Consider the following 17,298-nt stretch of genomic DNA (forward strand, 5'->3'; position numbering starts at 1 on the left):
TCACGAGATTTGAAACCGTAGACTTACCATTGTTTTCTTCTGGCATAAATAAAAGTGCAGATCACTACGATAGCCATAAGGCCGATTGTCAGGAAGTAGCCGTATTTGGTATGAAGTTCCGGCATATTATCGAAATTCATTCCGTAGAGGCCGGCAATAAAGGTGATGGGCAAAAAATAAACGGAGTAGATGGCAAGAACTTTCATGACCTGGTTAGCTTTCTGATCCGACAAGGCCAGAAACATAGAAATCAGGTTGGTGATCTGGATATTCAGATGTTCAAAATCTGCCACTACATCTTTATGCTTATCTTTCAGGTCGTATATTTCCGAATCCTGCAGGTCTAATAGTTTAAATTTATCAATAGCATCAGCGGAAATGGTAAGAACCCTGGAATTCAGCCCCGATTTTCTTTTCAGTTTGTATAATCTTTTAATCTGATTGGTATGATTGGTATTTTTAAGGAAAATTTCAGTTTCGATATTATCCATCGTTTCAAAAAGGCTCACCGATTCATCATCAAAGCTTTTCATAATGAGTAAGGCTATCTTCAGAGCAATCTGGTCAGCCGTAACTTCTGTTGTAATTGCAGAAAGATGTTTTTTTGTGTCAGACAGACTTTTGGTTTTCAGGCGGTGAACGGTAATGATCGTTCTGCCTAACAGGAAAATCCCTATTTTGGTACTGATGTCACTGATCGTGTTGAGGTTTTTACGCTCCAGTTCGGTGCTTTCACGAAGCAGGAAAAATTTCACATCGCCGTCTTCTTCATATTTGGGAAGGTGATTAGGGTCGAGAGTATCTTCCAGCAAAAGATTATTGATCTCATATCTCTCATGTAAAAATTTAAGGTCCTCCGCTGACGGAGCTTCCACATCTACCCATTCGCACTGGGAATCTCTGTAAATTGTCTCAATTGGCATAAAGTAAAAATAGTAATATTTTGAAAAACTATGTGTTAAATAAGTTTTATCTTTACCAAAATTAAAAAACTATATGATTAAAAGTACAATAAAGGGTATCGGATTCCATGTTCCGGATAACATTGTTACGAATGATGATCTAGCACAATTAATGACGACCAATGACGAATGGATTACAGAAAGAACCGGCATAAAAGAAAGAAGACACAGAAAAAACAGAAATGATTCTCAGGAAACTACAGCTTATCTTGGTTTCAAAGCTTCGGAAAAGGCCATTGCCAACGCCGGACTTACTTCAAAAGATATCGACTATATAATTTTTGCTACCCTTTCTCCGGATTATTATTTTCCGGGATGCGGGGTTTTGCTGCAGGACATGCTGGGATGCGATACCATTGGTGCTTTAGATGTAAGAAACCAGTGTTCGGGATTTGTATATGCAATGAGTGTTGCCAATGCTTTTATTAAGGCCGGAAATTATAAAAATATCCTGGTGGTAGGTGCAGAAATTCATTCTTTCGGGCTTGATTTTTCGGATGAGGGAAGAGGCGTTTCCGTAATTTTCGGTGATGGGGCAGGAGCGATTGTTCTTTCAGCAACCGAAGATGAAAATGCAGGAGATATTTTGGCCGTAAATATGCATTCTGAAGGGAAATTTGCGGATGAGCTTTGTACGCAGTTCCCAGGTTCCAAATTCGGCTGGAGCGACAGGATGAGAAAAGAACCTGAAAATGTAACCAACAAAGAAGTATACCCGATCATGAACGGAAACTTCGTTTTCAAGCATGCGGTTACAAGATTCCCTGAAACCATGCAGGAAGCACTTGATAAAGCAGGAAAAACCATTGAAGATCTTGATATGTTTATTCCGCATCAGGCTAATCTTAGAATTGCCCAGTTTGTACAGCAGAAATTCGGGCTTCCGGATGAGAAAGTTCACAACAATATCCAAAAGTACGGAAACACAACGGCAGCGTCTATTCCTATTGCGTTAAGCGAAGCGATTGAAAAAGGAAAGATCAAAAGAGGAGATCTTGTACTACTTTCCGCTTTTGGAAGCGGCTTTACGTGGGGAAGTGTTTTATTTGAGTATTAAATAGAATTAAAAAAAATCGGCGCGGAAAATTTATTTTCCGCGCCGATTTTTATGCTTAAATTCCTTAAAGGCTGTTCAGCAACTTTTCTGTGTCCGAATAATCTTCGTCTGATTTTTTTGCCAGTTCGATAGATTTTTCAGCCCAAAGTCTGGCATTTTTCTTATCACCTATTTTATTGTAAAGATTGGCTAGCGTATCAGTGTTTGCATAGTTTTCACTTTTCTTAACCGATTCCAGAGCCCATGCCACTGCTTTTTCAAGGGATGCCTTATTGGTGACATTTTCAAAGAAATTCCAGGCAATAGAATTCAGATCTTCTGAACTGGAAGCCGAAGGATCTTTGTAGAGTTCTAGTGTTAATTTTTCGTAAGTGGCAATATCTTTATCCTTCAATGCTCTGCTTGCTTTCGCTCTTTTCAGGATTTTTTCTGCTTCTTCTTTGGTTAAAAACTTCTGAGCTTCCGTTATGAAAGCGCCATCATTCCATTTCTTAGTATCGGGGTTATAAGCTTTTCTGATAGCCGTATTCACTTTTATGTTTTTATCGAAAGCATCATATCTTTCCAGAGGAAGAACTTTGGTGATTTCCGCTTTTTTCGCTAAAAATGTTTTGTATAGCGGACTTTCCGTGCTTTGTGTTGCCGATAAAAGCATCTGTATATCCTCTCTGTCCAGCTCCGATTTTCCGTTGAAATAGCGTTCCATAACCCGCGCTGAAAATTCTGCATCATTATACATGGTAAGTCCGGCAAGATTTTTTAGGAATTCAGGATCTTTTTCTCCGTTTTCGAACTTCTGTTTTAATGCTCCTAATCTTTTATTCGGATCTCCCGCATCTTTTGCAAACTGGATGAAATCGTTTTCCTCAACATATCCCAGGGTTCTGTGAACTACTTCGCCGTTTCCGTCTACAAAAAGATAAGTAGGGAATGCTTTTACGTTGTATTTTTTGGCAAGTTCTACTCCTTCCCCTTTTTCCATGTCAATTTTCGCATTCACGAAATGGGAATTGTAATAATCTCCTACGGCTGGCTGCGGAAAAACATTTTTTACCATCAGCTTACAAGGTCCGCACCATGAGGCATAAGCGTCAATGAATACAAGTTTGTTTTCTTTTTTTGCTTTTGCGAGAATGGTGCTGAAGTTGGTGTCTTCAAATTTGATTCCCTGTGCCAAAGCCAGCGCTCCAATGAAAAGAGCTGAGAATATTGATAATTTTTTCATAATACTTTATATTGATTGCAAATGTAATAATTATGTTAACAAATCAGTCTTTGCCACATAAAAATTGTTACAGCTTTCGTTTGATTATTTTCCCGGATCAAGGTTAAAGCATTTAATGTATTAAAAAAGCGTTATTTCTCTGTACGGTAACAAGGAACGGTAAACAAAAACCGCAGGAAATCCTGCGGCTGTATTATTTTGTTGTTGATGAATCAGATTTTATTTTTAAGCTGTCGGGAGCAGCCATTTCAGAATTTGAAGCAGCAGTGTCACCCATACTGTTTCTCATATATTCTTTGTTCCTTTCATCTTTAAATTCTTCCCTGTTTTCTTTTTTCTGTGCGCAGCTCCCTAAAAACAGTGATGCAAAAACTGCTGCTGTGAATAATTTTCTCATAGAATATTTTTTAATGTTTAGATATAATCAAATATAGTTATTAAAGATAAAAGGATAGTAAGCCTCTTTAAACTTTTCTGAATTTTATGTTTCAAAAGAGTGCTTCTTTCGCAATCTAAAATTAAAAATCCCCAGAATTATCTGAGGACTGTTCATTGCAAGTTAAACTCTTATTATTTAACAGTAGTCGCTGAATCCATTTTCATTGCTGTGCTGTCAGGAGTAGTTGTCGTAGTAGACATCGTATCCGTTGTAGCAGGCGCTGCATTTGTCGTTGTGTTATCTACCGCTGTAGAATCGGTATTGCTGTTTGACATAGAAGATTCTTTTGTTCCGCAACTTACCGCTATTACTCCTAGCGCTGCGATTAACATTAATTTTTTCATAATACTTTATTTTTTTTGGTATCGGAATTAGAGCTAGCAATAATTATTCCGAAATCAAAATAAACGGTATTTTTTTAATAAAAAATTAAATGTTAACTAATAAAAAAGCTCCGGAAATAAATCCGAAGCTGTATTTAATATGACAATAAATTACTTATTATTAATCATTTATTGTTTATAATTCATCATACATATTATCCTAAATAAGGATATTTATAATCTTTAGGCGAAACAAAAGTCTCCTTTACAGATCGTACAGAGGTCCATCTTAATAAGTTCATCTTAGAACCTGCTTTGTCATTGGTTCCGGAAGCTCTTCCGCCTCCGAAAGGCTGCTGACCGACAACAGCGCCAGTCGGTTTGTCATTGATGTAGAAGTTTCCTGATGCATTTTCCAATGCTTTGAAAGCTTCATTGATTGCATATCTGTCCTGTGCAAAAATAGAACCCGTCAATGAATAAGGAGAAGATGAGTCAACCAGCTCCAGTGTTTCTGCCCATTTTGCATCTTCGTATACGTAAATGGATAAAATAGGACCGAAGATTTCCTCAACCATACTCTCATATTGAGGATTTGTTGTTTCGATCACTGTTGGATGCACAAACCATCCTTTAGAATCATCACATTTTCCGCCAATAACCACTTCTGCTTCGGTTGAAGCGTTTGCTCTGTCGATATATCCTTTACATTTTTCAAAAGAATTCTTATCAATTACAGCGTTTACAAAGTTGGATGGATCTTCAGGAGAACCTATTTTAATAGAATTGATCTGGCTTTCCATTACCTTTTTCACGTCAGCCCAAAGAGACTGAGGAATATAAGCTCTTGATGCTGCAGAACATTTTTGCCCCTGATATTCGAAGGCGCCTCTTACTAAAGCCGTTGCCACAGCTTCAACATTAGCTGAAGGATGCGCAATGACAAAGTCTTTTCCGCCGGTCTCACCCACGATTCTTGGGTACGTTCTGTAATTGTGAATATTGTCCCCGATCATTTTCCACATTCCCTGGAAAACCTTCGTGGAACCTGTAAAGTGAAGTCCTGCAAAATCTCTGTGCGCCAACACTTTTTCTGCAGTTTCTTTACCGTCTGTGAAAATCATGTTGATGACTCCTGCAGGAAGTCCCGCTTCGGTTAGAACATCCATGATCACTTTAGCGGAATAAATCTGCTTATCAGAAGGCTTCCAAACCACTACGTTTCCAAGCATTGCCATACAAGTTGGTAAGTTTCCTGAAATTGCTGTAAAGTTAAAAGGCGTTACCGCAAAACAAAATCCTTCCAGTGGTCTGTATTCTACTCTGTTCCAGATTCCTGCATCGGAAACCGGCTGTTCAGAATACATTTCCGTCATAAATTCTACGTTGAATCGTAAGAAGTCAATAAATTCACAAGCGGCATCAATTTCAGCCTGGTGAACATTTTTAGACTGGCCGATCATAGTGGCTGCATTGATGACATCTCTGTAAGGTCCTGCTAAAAGATCAGCAGCTTTTAAGAAAATGGCAGCGCGGTGTTCCCAGCCAAGTTCGTTCCATTGCTTTTTTGCAGCCAGCGCAGCATTGATTGCATCGTCTACATGCTGCATGGTACCTCTGTGATAAAAACCAAAATCATGTGTGTGATCCTGAGGCGACTGAAGCTGAACTTTATCGTCTGTTCTTACTTCTTTGCCGTTAATGACCATTGGGATTTCTATCTTTTCAGCCCACATTTTTTTATATTGAGCGATAAGGCTTTTTACTTCCGGGGTTCCCGGTGCATAAGAATTTACCGGTTCGTTTACCGCAAAGGGTACTTGCGAAATTGCTTTAGACATATTAGTTGTATATTTTTTATTTGCTATGATACAAATTTACAACAATTATTCGGGTCGGAGATAATGTGTCAATGGTCAATTTTGCTTCGCAAATGGATGATTAATTTAAGAGTTATTAAAGAGTGTAGCGGATTACAATTCCCATCCTCACATCTTCTCATTTTCCAAGATTTTCAGTACCAGCTTTTCTTCATGGGTAAGTCCTGCTTTGCCATCATTTTTCTCTATTTCTTCCAGTTCGTCAAGATATTTTTTGATGGTATTGTTTTCATAAAGATTAATAACAAGCGGATGAACATAATATTTTCTGCACACCGTGCTTGTATTTCCGAGGTGTGAAGCAACCATTTCCAAAGCTTCTTTTACTTTTTTCTTATATTCCGTATGAGTTTCCGCATAACCAATTTCTTTGAATGCGATCAGGGCACTTACCGTTCCGGACCATGTTCTAAAATCTTTTGCCGTAAAATCTTCGCCGCTGATTTCTTTAATGTAATCATTCACCATTCCTGAATCTACAGTATGGCGGTTACCTTCATCATCAATATACTGGAAAAGCTCTTTGCCCGGAATATCTTTACATTTCTGTATCAGTTTAGACAGCCTCCTGCTTTTTAAATCAATATCGTGAATAACACCTTTTTTACCTTTAAAGTGAAAAGAAATTTTCTGTCCCTGCACTTTTACGTGCTTTCCTTTTAGCGTTGTCAATCCGAAAGAACCGTACAGCTTTTCATAGGCATTATTTCCTATCCTGATATTGGTTCGCTGCATCAGACTTACAATTAAGGCGAGAATTTTTCTCTTTTCGAAATTTTTTAAGGCTAAATCTTTTTCTACCTGGAGACGTATATCCGGTAATGCATACCCAAACTGCAGCATCCTGTAAAACTTTGTATGGTTTCGAAGGGCGCTCCATAAAGGATGATAGCGGTACTGTTTTCTTTTCTTTACATCAAATCCGGTCGCCTGGAGATGTCCGTTATCAAGAGCGCAGATCCATACGTTTTCCCAAGCCGGTGGAATTACCAGTTTGTTGATTCGTGAAATTTCGTCTTTGTCTCTGATTTTTTCGCCGTCTTTGTAGTAAGAATATTTTTTTCCGGTCTTTTTGCGCGTGATACCGGCTGTCTCTGCATCGGAGGTATATATAAGATGTACCGCCTTTGCAGATGCTACCGGATCTTTCATAATTTTTACAATCTTAGAAGGCTTCAGATGGGAAATGATTTCTAAGTCTGAATTTTCCATAAAATCTGGTTAAGAGTTCCTACCCCTTGAAAATAGCCATAATATGATAGCTATCACGCCAACTACTAATATAATTCCCCACCACATTCCTGCCTTGAAGATTGTTTCTACTGCTTCGCAGCTCGTAAGTGACAGTAATGTCAATATTGCAATACTGTAAAAGCTCCATTTTTTCATGATAATATTATTTTAGTGTTTATTATTTTAAATTCTGTGATGATCGGCTCTCCAGGTGTTTATAGATTTTTTGATCTGGTCACCTGTCATATTTTCTTTCAGCGCTTTTTCAAGAAATACCTTGAATTCCTCATCATAAGCGAACCGTAAAGCTGCAATCTGTCCGAATGAAAGTTTTTCCTCAACTTCGTCGGATCTCAACCCGAAAATTTCGAAGTACCGCTGTTTAAATTCAAGCCTCACGATACGGTTTTGAAGACCCAGCGCATAATGCTGACGCAGCATTATAGCCAGATAAAAAATCAGAAAGATAACTGTTGAAAATAAAATCCATGAAAGCTGGTTTTCCTCATCATTGAAAGCTTTATAGATTCCGAATCCATCCAAAACAATAAGTAACGGAAGGAAAATAAAATGATGCGGAGCGTAAAACTTCCTGTGGTTTTTATAATTCTGACTTTCCATTTCACGTATATTGCAATAATCTTTCCAAAATGTTTAATATCGGATCTGAATTTAATTTTGGCTAAAGAATGGTGGTTTAGAGTTAATTATCCTATTTCGTAATGTATTGCGAAAAATCTGAAATAATTCTCATGTATGTTGCTATATTTAAGTATATTAACATTTTACTTCTAATATCCATACAAATGCTCAGAAAAACAATATTTATAGTCACTATTTTGACTTCACTGTTGAGTTTTAGTCAAAAATATAATTTTACTTATCAGTACATTTTTAAGCCCGACTCATTACATTTAGAGAAAACAGAAACCGAACTAATGGGATTGTTTATCGATAAAAACGGATCCACTTACTTCAGCCTGGCAAAAGTAAAAAGAGATTCTGCAATCGCGCAGAACATGAATTCAGATGGAATGCCCTTTAAAAGGCCCGTTTCATTAAATACCTTTCCACAAGAAAAAGTTCGTGGTATCATTCAAAAGGACTGGCGATCCAATGAAGTAATATCTTACCTGTCTGTGAACACTGATCGATTTAAAATCATTCAGCAGATTACCTTCAATTGGCACATCGAAACAGAAACTGCCCTGATACAAGGTAAGAAATGCCAGTTGGCAACGGTAGAATATAAAGGCAGAAAGTATAACGCGTGGTTTACTAATGAAATTCCTATTTCTGAAGGACCATATAAATTTGGCGGACTTCCGGGATTAATCGTCAAGATCGAAGACACAAAAAAACAACATATCTGGGAATTACAAGGAATCGAAAAGTTCAGACATATAAAACTTAATTTGTCTGCCTATATTCCTGTGACCGAAAGCCAGTATAAAAAAGCTGTTGAGGATTATATCAGAGATCCCATGAACAGAATGAGAGAGCTTAAGCGAAGATATGGAATTACCAGCTTTACATCAACTTTGCCTGATGGGAAATCGTACTCAGATGCTGAATATGAAAAAATGAGAACTAAGAAAATACAAGAGAGTTTTAAGGAAAACAATAATTCCATAGAGCTTTATTAAACATTTTAGACTTAACTTAGGATTGAATTAATTAAAATTATTTTAAAAAATCCTTACTTTAAAGAATATATTATTGAAATTATGGATAAAAAATTAAAAATATTTCTGATCAAATCCGTTATTGTTTTAAGCGTAATACATTTGGTTTATTTTATCTATGGATACTTTAAGTTTGAAGGAATTGGTAAAGTTGATACTTACACGGAGTTTTACAGATTCAAATTTTATGATGACGTTTCTATTTCACACTTTTTTATTACCGGTCTGTTTCTGTTTTGCTTTCTTGTCTTATTATTGAGGAATCATTCCAAAAAGAAATATAGTGTCACTAATACTCTAAAAATTGGTGCTTCTTTATTACTGATTTCCTTTCTCTCACTGACTTTTTTCGTAAGCTACAGTTTTGGATTAAATGCCAAAATGAGACAGGAGCTTCCTGAAAAAGATTTTAATAAAGACAAAATTTTGCTGAATGTATTATACCCATTTTTGTACAATTATACTTCCTATAGTTCTGATAAATTATTCAATCCGGAGAATATTTTATATCCTAAACCTTATCCGGTGATCGCAGAAACAGACACCACTTATTATAATCCTAATGATACGGAATATTATTCCGTTGAAACAAACTATTATAGTATAGATACGTTGAAAGTACTAAGTTCTGATTATAAAAATATAAGTTCTAAAGTAATTTCAGGAATGGCTGATCTGGGACTTGAACCTAAAGAGTTTACCAAAAAAATTATTTCTAAAAAAGCGATCGGAGACAGTACGGAAATTATATTCAAAGGTGTTGAGGTAGATCCGGAATATGATGAAGATATCTGTATCTTTTTGGAAAATAAGATTTTATATAGCCCAGTCCATAACGTTTCTGAAGCTACACAACAATATCAAAATGCCGTAACGAGATATAAATTGCTTTACAAATATAATCAGGATTCACTGCTTCATTCGTTCCAGCGTCTGGACACTTTGTTTAAGAAGTATAAGATAGAATCACAAATAGTTCCCAAGGATTTGGAGCATGATGTCTTTTATTTTCGTGATCATAGCAGGGAACCTCTCAATGAAATCCGGAATACTTTTGACAGAACTAAACTAAAGGAAAGGTTTACAACCGTTGAACGTTTATTTTATAAGCCAAATTATCTTCATCAGTCGATACAGTCTATTTTTATCGTAGTGGTCCTGAGCGTTTGGATCACTTTATTTCTACTGTATCTGATTTGGAATTATAGGAACACAAGAAAGTATCGGCTATCTACAGAAAAAAATAAACCAAAACAATAACCTGAAAATCTTATATTTCAATATATTATCTGCTGACTCCGTTGCTGCGGTACGTGCCATTGCATCAACTGCCCTTTGTCGTCGCGTAAGCGCCCATTTTTGCATCCGCTCACTGAAACTCCGGAAGAAATAAGAATAACAGAAGCTCCTTCTGCTAAAAAATTATCGATACATTGGCTGATTTGGAACTGAACATCGAAAAGTAATTGTTGGAAAATAAAAAGCTATTTTGCGTATAGATAACTACTCGCCGAACTAATGTTAATGACGCTGTATAATATCCTGTAATAAAAATCACTAAAATAGGATTAACCTCTGTCAGGTAACCTTTAAATTCGTAACTTCACATTTTTAAAATTATTCAAAAAATGACTTCAAAGGAAAAAATAGCTGCACTTCGTAGGGAAATGCAGGAAAATAATGTTGATGCATTTATCGTATATTCTGCAGATCCGCATATGAGCGAATATCTACCTGAAGAATGGCAGGAGAGAGCCTGGCTATCGGGATTTTTGGGATCTGCCGGTTTCGTGGTGGTTACAAAAGATAAAGCGGGCTTGTGGACGGACGGAAGATATTTCACACAAGCTGCATTAGAACTGGAAGGATCGGGAATCGATCTTTTCAAAGAAGGAATGGAGGGAACGCCAAATTATATCGACTGGATTATTTCTGAAATTCCCGCAGAAGGAAGGGTGGCCGTTAATGCGCTGGCTACTTCCCATGCGAACTGGGAACTCCTTACAGAGAAATTAAATGCCAAAAATATTACGTTAGTTGATCTTCCTCTTCTGGATAATATCTGGAAAGAAAGGGGAATGCCTTCTAAAAATCCGATCTTCGTTCATCCGATGGAAAGAGCGGGGAAATCCGTAGCTGAAAAAATCGCGGCTATCCGCCAGAAAATGGAATCACTAGAAGCTACGGTACATGTTATATCGAGCCTTGATGATGTAGCGTGGACTCTCAACCTCAGAGGAAGTGATGTGCAGAGCAATCCTGTTTTCCTTGGTTATATTGTTATTACGAAAAATGATGCAAAATTGTTCACTGATCTCGAAAAACTGGAAGTGGAAGCCCGTAAACAGCTGGATGATGCCTGGGTAAAAATGATGCCTTATGAAGAATTTTATAATTGTCTTAAAGCATTCAGCAATGAAAAGGTATTGATTTCCCCGAACAGCAACCAGTCTATTTTTGAAGCATTAAAACCTGATAATAAGATGATCAAAGCTCCGGTTCCGGGTAATCTGATGAAAGCCCAGAAAAACGATACGGAACTTGAGGGCTTCAGGAAAGTAATGGTAAGAGATGGTGTTGCCATGGTAAAGTTCCTGTACTGGCTTACCCATAATGCAGGAAAAGAGCCAATGACAGAATATTCTATCGGGGAAAAGCTGAGAGACTTCCGTGCGGAAGGAGAAAACTTCGTAGGGGAAAGTTTCGGAAGCATTGTAGGGTATAAGGATAATGGTGCTATCATGCATTATTCCGCGAAAAGTGAAGGCAGCAAGGAGGTTACTAATGATGCAAGTATCCTTGTGGATTCCGGAGGCCAGTATCTTGAAGGAACAACCGATATTACGAGAACTTTTGCATTGGGAGCTGTTTCTGAAGAGTTTAAAATAAATTCTACGCTTGTTTTGCAGGGAATGATCCGTCTTTCTATGGTAAAGTTTCCCAAAGGAACAAGAGGTGTTCAGCTTGATGCGATTGCAAGGCTTCCGCTTTGGATGCATGGAAAAGATTTCAATCATGGAACCGGGCACGGAGTGGGTAGTTTTATGAATGTTCACGAAGGTCCTCAGAATATCCGGAAAGATATGAATCCGCAGGAGCTGTTGCCGGGAATGGTCTGCTCTAATGAACCGGGATATTATGTAGAAGGGGAATACGGCATCCGTCACGAAAATCTGATCGCTGTGAGGGAATCTGAGACAACAGATTCGGGAACTTTCTACGAGTTTGAAACATTAACGTTCTGTCCGTTCTTTAAAGATACTATTGTAAAAGAAATTCTTTCTGAAGAAGAAATTTTATGGCTTAATAATTATCATGAAACCTGCGCTGAAAAAATAGGCCCACATCTGGAAGGGCAGGTGAAAGAATGGTTTGATGAACTGGTAAGTCCGCTTTAATAACAGTTCACTTAAAAAATCTGAATTTCAGATATAATAATAAAGAACCCGCCCGGCAGGAACTTCCGGGCGGGTTCTTTATATGCAACCGTATTTTTACGGTATTAATTGCAGGGATTTTCCTGTGGTGCGGAAAAATGATCTGTTCTATCTTTGTAGCAGGAAAACAAACATCATTCATCTTCATATAACTTAGTAAATTCAAAGCGATAATCACTTCAGTCCTTGAAGTGGTTTTTTTTGATCCAGTATTCTGATTGCGACCGGTTGAAAAATCGTCTTGGTTTCAACGAAAGTCCTCCACCATAGCCCGGATTGCAGCAATTGTCTGAGCTCATTTTATGTTTCGGCGCGGCGGCTTCGCCGCCGCGCCGAAACATAAAATAGCGAGTGCGGAAAGCCGGAAAAGCTCCTGATATTAATTGTTGGAGTTATAGTTTAGTGTCTGGGTTTAGGGTGAGTTTGATGAATAACGGCGATAGATAAAGGAAATTTTTGTTTGCGGTGAAAAAATGTAAATTTGCAGCATGAATAACGATACCATTTGTGCACTGGCTACAGCCAACGGAGTAGGAGCTTTGGGCATTATCCGGGTTTCCGGAAATGATGCTTTACCTGTCGTTCAGAAAAGTTTTCCCGGTAAAAATCTGGAAAAGCAGAAATCACATACGATCCATTACGGATATTTTATGGATGGCGAGGAAGCGATTGATGAGGTAATGCTTTCTATTTTCCTGGCACCTAAAAGCTTTACAACGGAAAATTCGGTGGAAATTGCATTTCACGGATCTCCGCACATCGGGAAACGTATTCTGGAAACGCTGATCAAGAACGGCGCGAGAATGGCAAAAGCCGGGGAGTTTACCCTGCGTGCTTTTATCAATGGAAGAATAGATCTTTCCCAGGCTGAAGCTATTGCCGATGTAATTGCTTCCGAAAATGAGGCTTCGAGAAAAGTAGCAATCAGTCAGCTGAAGGGTGGAATCACCAATGAAATTTCCCTGCTGAGAACGGATCTCCTGAATTTTGTTTCGCTTATTGAGCTGGAGCTGGATTTTGCTGAGGAAGATGTGGAGTTTGCAGACCGGTCTGCACTGACCCAACTGCTGAATAGAATAGAGGTAAAACTGCATTCACTGATTGAAAGTTTTCAGTATGGAAACGCCATCAAAAACGGAACCGCAGTAGCCATCATCGGAAAACCCAATGCCGGAAAATCAACTCTTCTGAATGCATTATTGAAAGAAGAACGTGCGATTGTAAGCAATATCGCCGGAACGACCCGTGACACAATTGAAGAAATCCTGCATATCAAAGGACATGCGTTCCGTCTTATCGATACGGCGGGACTGAGGGAAACCGTGGACGAGATCGAAGCCATCGGTGTGAAAAAGGCAAAGGAAAAAGTAGGAAATGCCAATATTCTGGTTTACCTTGCAGATGCCGGAACAGAAGATTTCTCAGAAGATATTGAAATGATTAAGTCTTTGCTAAGAGACGACCTGAAGCTGATCATTTGTGCGACGAAAATTGACGAAGTGATGCCGTATCAGTACGAAAAAGTGGAAGAAGTTTTCAGAAAAGAAATTACCCATGAGTTCGATTTTATTATGATTTCGGCGGTAGAAAATCAGAATATGCAGGATCTGAAAAATGAGCTGTCCTCATATGTTGAGCAGTTAAAAGCTTCGGAAAATAATGTAGTGATTACCAATCAGCGTCACTTTGAAGCGTTACAGAAATCCCTGAACGCAGTTCATAAAGTAAACGAAGCCATCTCCTTCCGGATCTCCACCGAACTTCTTGCCTACGAGTTAAGAAATGCCTTGGAACATCTCGGCGAAATTTCGGGTGAGGTAACGAATGATGAAGTGCTTGGGAATATTTTTTCTAAGTTTTGCATTGGGAAATAATTTAGCTTTTCTTTGATTTCTTTTTCTTTCTTTTATTTGATTATCAGTTATTTATAAAAATTTTATTTTCTCTTTTTGGAGTTTATTTATATATTTGTACACCTGTTGTACACCTCGAACTACAAAAAGTAGCACAAAGGTGTACAAATGTACACCTTAAATAAAAGATATGAATATTACTTTAAAACAGAAAAATTTAGCTGATGGAAGGATTAGTCTTTTCATTGAGTATTACAAAGGTTCTTCTACTAATGCACAAGGAAGAAGAGTTCACCTGCGAAATTTTGAGTATTTGAAACTGTATTTGCATCCCGACCCAAAGTCGGCTAAGGAGAAAAAAGAAAATAAAGAAACTATGGCTCTTGCCGAAAGTATTTTGGCAATCAAAAAAGCTGAATATGTCCAAGGTCGCTACGATTTGAAAGATACCGTAAAAAGTAAAAGAACTTTTTTAACATATTTTGAAGAGTTGACAGATGAAAAACGATTGCAAGATACTTCTAACAATTACGGTAACTGGTTTTCTACGCTGCAACATCTCAAAAAGATTGTTCCAAAAAATATGACTTTCGATGAAATTGATGAAAGCTTCGTCAAGAAAGTTCACCGATATTTCGAAAAAGATGCTCTCACAAAAAGTGAGCTGCCACTTTCTCAGAACTCAAAATATTCATATTTCAACAAGTTTAAAGCTGCTCTAAGAAGTGCTTTCGATAATGGATATTTAACGATTAATTATGCGTCAAAAGTCAAATCTTTTGAACAAGCGGAAAGCCAAAGGGAGTATCTCATTTTTGATGAATTGCAACGTTTAGCAAAAGCGGAATGCAAATACCCGGTTTTGAAAAAAGCTTTTCTTTTTTCGTGTTTATCAGGTTTACGTTGGTCGGATATTAATACATTGACCTGGAAAGAAGTTCGTGATGAAGGTGATGTTTCCAGAGTCAATTTCAGACAAGAAAAAACTGAGGGTGTAGAATATCTTTATATTTCAAAACAAGCCAGAGAATTGCTGGGCGAAAGACAAGATCCGCAAGAAAGAGTTTTCAAAGGTTTAAAATATGGAATGACCTACAATACTGAAATTATCCGTTGGTGCAATCGTGCTGCGGTTCCCAAACATATTACTTTTCATTCAGCAAGACATACGAATGCTGTCTTACTTCTGGAAAATGGCGCTGATATTTACACAGTTTCAAAAAGACTGGGACATCGGGAATTAAGAACAACACAGATTTATGCAAAAATTGTGGATAGCAAAATGAAAGAAGCTGCTGAGATTATTCCGGAATTAAATATTGAGTTATGAAAACTCCGCTTTCTTTTTAAACTCAGTGCAAATCGCTCTATAATTCGGTTGAATCCAGAATAATCTTTTTTAATCTTTTTACTTTTAAAATTAATCCAAAGTATTCTTATTTAATCCACAAGCTTTTGATAGTCTTTTATTTATGGTTTTTATTGTTGACTTTTGTTTCTATAAATCAATTAAAAGAAACAGATGGAAAATAACGAAATCATCATTCATAAACTGAACCGAATTGAAAAGCATATTTTCGGATTAAAAACAATTCTTAATGTAGAAGAGCTTTCAGATTATACAGGGTTCAAGAAATCCTATATCTACAAATTGGTTCATACCAACTCTATCCCATTCTCAAAACCTTCCGGAAAAATTCTATTCTTTGAACGAAAAAAAATTGACGAATGGTTGCTGAAAAACAGCCATAAATCAAATGACGAGATCCAGCAGGAAGCAATAGAATTTTCTTTACGCAAAAAATAAAACCTAACTACTGCCATAGTTAGGTTTAAATGTTTGTTTTACTGGAAGTAAAGAGCAAATATAAAAATTATTTGTGACTTCTTCCAAAATCAAAAAATGTTTTATGGAAGAAAATAAAATTCTGTATCAAATCGAGACAGAAACGAAAACCATATTCGACAGAGCGATTAATTATTTGAATTCAAAATATTCAATAAGATTCAATACGATCTCTCTTGAACTTGAAATTAAACTTGTTTCGGATAAAAAATGGTCAGCACTCAATTTGAATTCTTTATTTATAGAACTTGTCAGATCCGGAATTGATATTCCGATTAATAAATTGGAGATTCTGGTCAGAAGTCATTTGATCCAGCAGTACAATCCGATTCGGGAATATTTCGAAAACTTGGAAAATTGGGACAACGAGAACCATATCGGTAAGCTTTGCAGTTATGTAAAGACGACCGATGATAAATCTTTCCAAAAGTATTTCGAGAAGTGGATAACCAGGACTGTAATTTGTGCCTTGAAACCTGGCTACATCAACAAACAGTGTTTTGTGCTGTTCAATACTAAGCAGAATAGTGGAAAGACGAGTTTTCTGCGATTTCTCATTCCTGCAAATCTTGAACAGTATTATACAGAAGACATTGGTGTTGATAAAGACGGCTTAATTTCTTTATGCAAAAATCTTCTGGTCAATATTGATGAGCTTTCGGTAATGTCAAAAACAGATGTTAATATTCTTAAATCCTTCATTTCAAAAAATACCGTCAATGCACGTTTGCCTTACGATCGAAAATCATCATTGATGTACAGGACGGCTTCATTTTGTGGCTCTACCAACCGGTCGGATTTTTTAACTGATGAAACCGGAAGTGTGCGGTGGCAGATTTTTGAAGTTTTGGAGATTGATTTCAATTATTCAAAGGAAATCAATATTGAAAAAGTTTGGTCACAAGCATACTATAATGCTTTTGAAAGGAAAAATTACAATCCGGAACTCACGGCTGAAGATATCCAGGAAAATGAAAAGCGGAATGAAAAATTCAAACAGGTATCCCTGGAACAGGAAATTATCCTTAGTCATTTCGAAAAATCCAAACTGCAAAGTGAATTTATGACGCCTTCGGACATTATGCTTGCTATGAACAATGCTCTTGGTGTACGGCTGAACATTATAAAAATTGGTAAAGCCTTGACCGCAATGAACTATGAAAGAATTAAACATCCGAAAAGACAAGTCTATGGATATTTGATCCGAAGGAAAATTGACGAATGAAATAATCTAGAATTACTTACCACTTATCTGAAAATTCCGGAAACCATCATTTACACAAAGTTTAAGATAAGGTAAGTGAAAAAAAGTAAGCTTACCTAATTACCTGAAATAAATAAAGGTAAGCAGGTAATGA

15 protein-coding genes are annotated in these 17,298 nt (G+C 37.1%); 8 read left to right on the top strand and 7 right to left on the bottom strand.

Annotation, left to right across the window (positions count from 1 at the left end):
* Positions 1 to 23: 23 nt before the first annotated feature.
* Entirely contained in the window at positions 24 to 923 is a 900-nt protein-coding gene (locus ACYT6F_RS11355; RefSeq protein ID WP_472597789.1) for a magnesium transporter CorA family protein, read from the bottom strand.
* Positions 924 to 996: 73 nt separating this feature from the next.
* Between ACYT6F_RS11355 and ACYT6F_RS11360 the strand changes: the two genes are divergently transcribed.
* Positions 997 to 2,019, top strand: a complete 1,023-nt coding sequence (locus ACYT6F_RS11360; protein WP_472597790.1) for a 3-oxoacyl-ACP synthase III family protein — start codon at positions 997 to 999, stop codon at positions 2,017 to 2,019.
* 64 nt (positions 2,020 to 2,083) lie between these two features.
* Here ACYT6F_RS11360 and ACYT6F_RS11365 read toward each other — a convergent pair whose 3' ends face one another.
* The 6 genes from ACYT6F_RS11365 to ACYT6F_RS11390 all read right to left on the bottom strand — a co-directional run bounded on the left by ACYT6F_RS11365 (position 2,084) and on the right by ACYT6F_RS11390 (position 7,740).
* Positions 2,084 to 3,244, bottom strand: a complete 1,161-nt coding sequence (locus ACYT6F_RS11365; RefSeq protein WP_472597791.1) for a thioredoxin family protein — start codon at positions 3,242 to 3,244, stop codon at positions 2,084 to 2,086.
* A 193-nt stretch (positions 3,245 to 3,437) separates the two neighbouring features.
* Positions 3,438 to 3,641, bottom strand: coding sequence for a hypothetical protein (locus ACYT6F_RS11370; RefSeq protein WP_472597792.1), 204 nt, complete (start codon positions 3,639 to 3,641; stop codon positions 3,438 to 3,440).
* 173 nt (positions 3,642 to 3,814) lie between these two features.
* Positions 3,815 to 4,027: a cytochrome C551 gene (locus ACYT6F_RS11375; protein ID WP_169232793.1), complete on the bottom strand. Its 213-nt coding sequence runs from the start codon at positions 4,025 to 4,027 to the stop codon at positions 3,815 to 3,817.
* 194 nt (positions 4,028 to 4,221) lie between these two features.
* Entirely contained in the window at positions 4,222 to 5,847 is a 1,626-nt protein-coding gene (gene pruA / locus ACYT6F_RS11380; protein WP_472597793.1) for an L-glutamate gamma-semialdehyde dehydrogenase, read from the bottom strand.
* 147 nt (positions 5,848 to 5,994) lie between these two features.
* Positions 5,995 to 7,098: a DNA topoisomerase IB gene (locus ACYT6F_RS11385; RefSeq protein ID WP_472597794.1), complete on the bottom strand. Its 1,104-nt coding sequence runs from the start codon at positions 7,096 to 7,098 to the stop codon at positions 5,995 to 5,997.
* Between the two features lie 204 nt (positions 7,099 to 7,302).
* The gene (locus ACYT6F_RS11390; protein WP_472597795.1) at positions 7,303 to 7,740 is read right to left on the bottom strand and encodes a DUF6526 family protein; all 438 of its coding nucleotides are present in this window, start codon (positions 7,738 to 7,740) and stop codon (positions 7,303 to 7,305) included.
* A gap of 185 nt (positions 7,741 to 7,925) precedes the next feature.
* Between ACYT6F_RS11390 and ACYT6F_RS11395 the strand changes: the two genes are divergently transcribed.
* From ACYT6F_RS11395 to ACYT6F_RS11425, 7 genes are all read left to right on the top strand, one after another.
* Positions 7,926 to 8,765, top strand: a complete 840-nt coding sequence (locus tag ACYT6F_RS11395) for a GLPGLI family protein (RefSeq protein WP_472597796.1) — start codon at positions 7,926 to 7,928, stop codon at positions 8,763 to 8,765.
* A gap of 81 nt (positions 8,766 to 8,846) precedes the next feature.
* The gene (locus ACYT6F_RS11400; protein WP_472597797.1) at positions 8,847 to 10,064 is read left to right on the top strand and encodes a hypothetical protein; all 1,218 of its coding nucleotides are present in this window, start codon (positions 8,847 to 8,849) and stop codon (positions 10,062 to 10,064) included.
* Positions 10,065 to 10,432: 368 nt separating this feature from the next.
* Positions 10,433 to 12,202, top strand: coding sequence for an aminopeptidase P family protein (locus tag ACYT6F_RS11405; protein ID WP_472597798.1), 1,770 nt, complete (start codon positions 10,433 to 10,435; stop codon positions 12,200 to 12,202).
* 527 nt (positions 12,203 to 12,729) lie between these two features.
* Positions 12,730 to 14,115: a tRNA uridine-5-carboxymethylaminomethyl(34) synthesis GTPase MnmE gene (mnmE, locus tag ACYT6F_RS11410; protein WP_472597799.1), complete on the top strand. Its 1,386-nt coding sequence runs from the start codon at positions 12,730 to 12,732 to the stop codon at positions 14,113 to 14,115.
* Between the two features lie 169 nt (positions 14,116 to 14,284).
* Positions 14,285 to 15,424 (top strand): site-specific integrase, encoded by a 1,140-nt coding sequence (locus ACYT6F_RS11415; protein WP_472597800.1) that lies wholly within the window; start codon positions 14,285 to 14,287, stop codon positions 15,422 to 15,424.
* A 192-nt stretch (positions 15,425 to 15,616) separates the two neighbouring features.
* Positions 15,617 to 15,901, top strand: coding sequence for a helix-turn-helix transcriptional regulator (locus ACYT6F_RS11420; protein ID WP_213189205.1), 285 nt, complete (start codon positions 15,617 to 15,619; stop codon positions 15,899 to 15,901).
* Between the two features lie 103 nt (positions 15,902 to 16,004).
* Positions 16,005 to 17,165, top strand: a complete 1,161-nt coding sequence (locus ACYT6F_RS11425; RefSeq protein ID WP_472597801.1) for a VapE domain-containing protein — start codon at positions 16,005 to 16,007, stop codon at positions 17,163 to 17,165.
* Positions 17,166 to 17,298: the final 133 nt, after the last annotated feature.

It is taken from the genome of Chryseobacterium sp. NG-CE01, from assembly GCF_055695505.1.

Coding starts and splice junctions, on each gene's coding strand:
- pruA (WP_472597793.1), bottom strand. CDS start 5,847: ATGTCTAAAGCAATTTCGCAAGTACCCTTTGCGGTAAACGAACCGGTA.
- ACYT6F_RS11355 (WP_472597789.1), bottom strand. CDS start 923: ATGCCAATTGAGACAATTTACAGAGATTCCCAGTGCGAATGGGTAGAT.
- ACYT6F_RS11400 (WP_472597797.1), top strand. CDS start 8,847: ATGGATAAAAAATTAAAAATATTTCTGATCAAATCCGTTATTGTTTTA.
- ACYT6F_RS11385 (WP_472597794.1), bottom strand. CDS start 7,098: ATGGAAAATTCAGACTTAGAAATCATTTCCCATCTGAAGCCTTCTAAG.
- ACYT6F_RS11365 (WP_472597791.1), bottom strand. CDS start 3,244: ATGAAAAAATTATCAATATTCTCAGCTCTTTTCATTGGAGCGCTGGCT.
- ACYT6F_RS11390 (WP_472597795.1), bottom strand. CDS start 7,740: ATGGAAAGTCAGAATTATAAAAACCACAGGAAGTTTTACGCTCCGCAT.
- ACYT6F_RS11360 (WP_472597790.1), top strand. CDS start 997: ATGATTAAAAGTACAATAAAGGGTATCGGATTCCATGTTCCGGATAAC.
- ACYT6F_RS11415 (WP_472597800.1), top strand. CDS start 14,285: ATGAATATTACTTTAAAACAGAAAAATTTAGCTGATGGAAGGATTAGT.
- ACYT6F_RS11405 (WP_472597798.1), top strand. CDS start 10,433: ATGACTTCAAAGGAAAAAATAGCTGCACTTCGTAGGGAAATGCAGGAA.
- ACYT6F_RS11370 (WP_472597792.1), bottom strand. CDS start 3,641: ATGAGAAAATTATTCACAGCAGCAGTTTTTGCATCACTGTTTTTAGGG.
- ACYT6F_RS11375 (WP_169232793.1), bottom strand. CDS start 4,027: ATGAAAAAATTAATGTTAATCGCAGCGCTAGGAGTAATAGCGGTAAGT.
- ACYT6F_RS11420 (WP_213189205.1), top strand. CDS start 15,617: ATGGAAAATAACGAAATCATCATTCATAAACTGAACCGAATTGAAAAG.
- ACYT6F_RS11395 (WP_472597796.1), top strand. CDS start 7,926: ATGCTCAGAAAAACAATATTTATAGTCACTATTTTGACTTCACTGTTG.
- mnmE (WP_472597799.1), top strand. CDS start 12,730: ATGAATAACGATACCATTTGTGCACTGGCTACAGCCAACGGAGTAGGA.
- ACYT6F_RS11425 (WP_472597801.1), top strand. CDS start 16,005: ATGGAAGAAAATAAAATTCTGTATCAAATCGAGACAGAAACGAAAACC.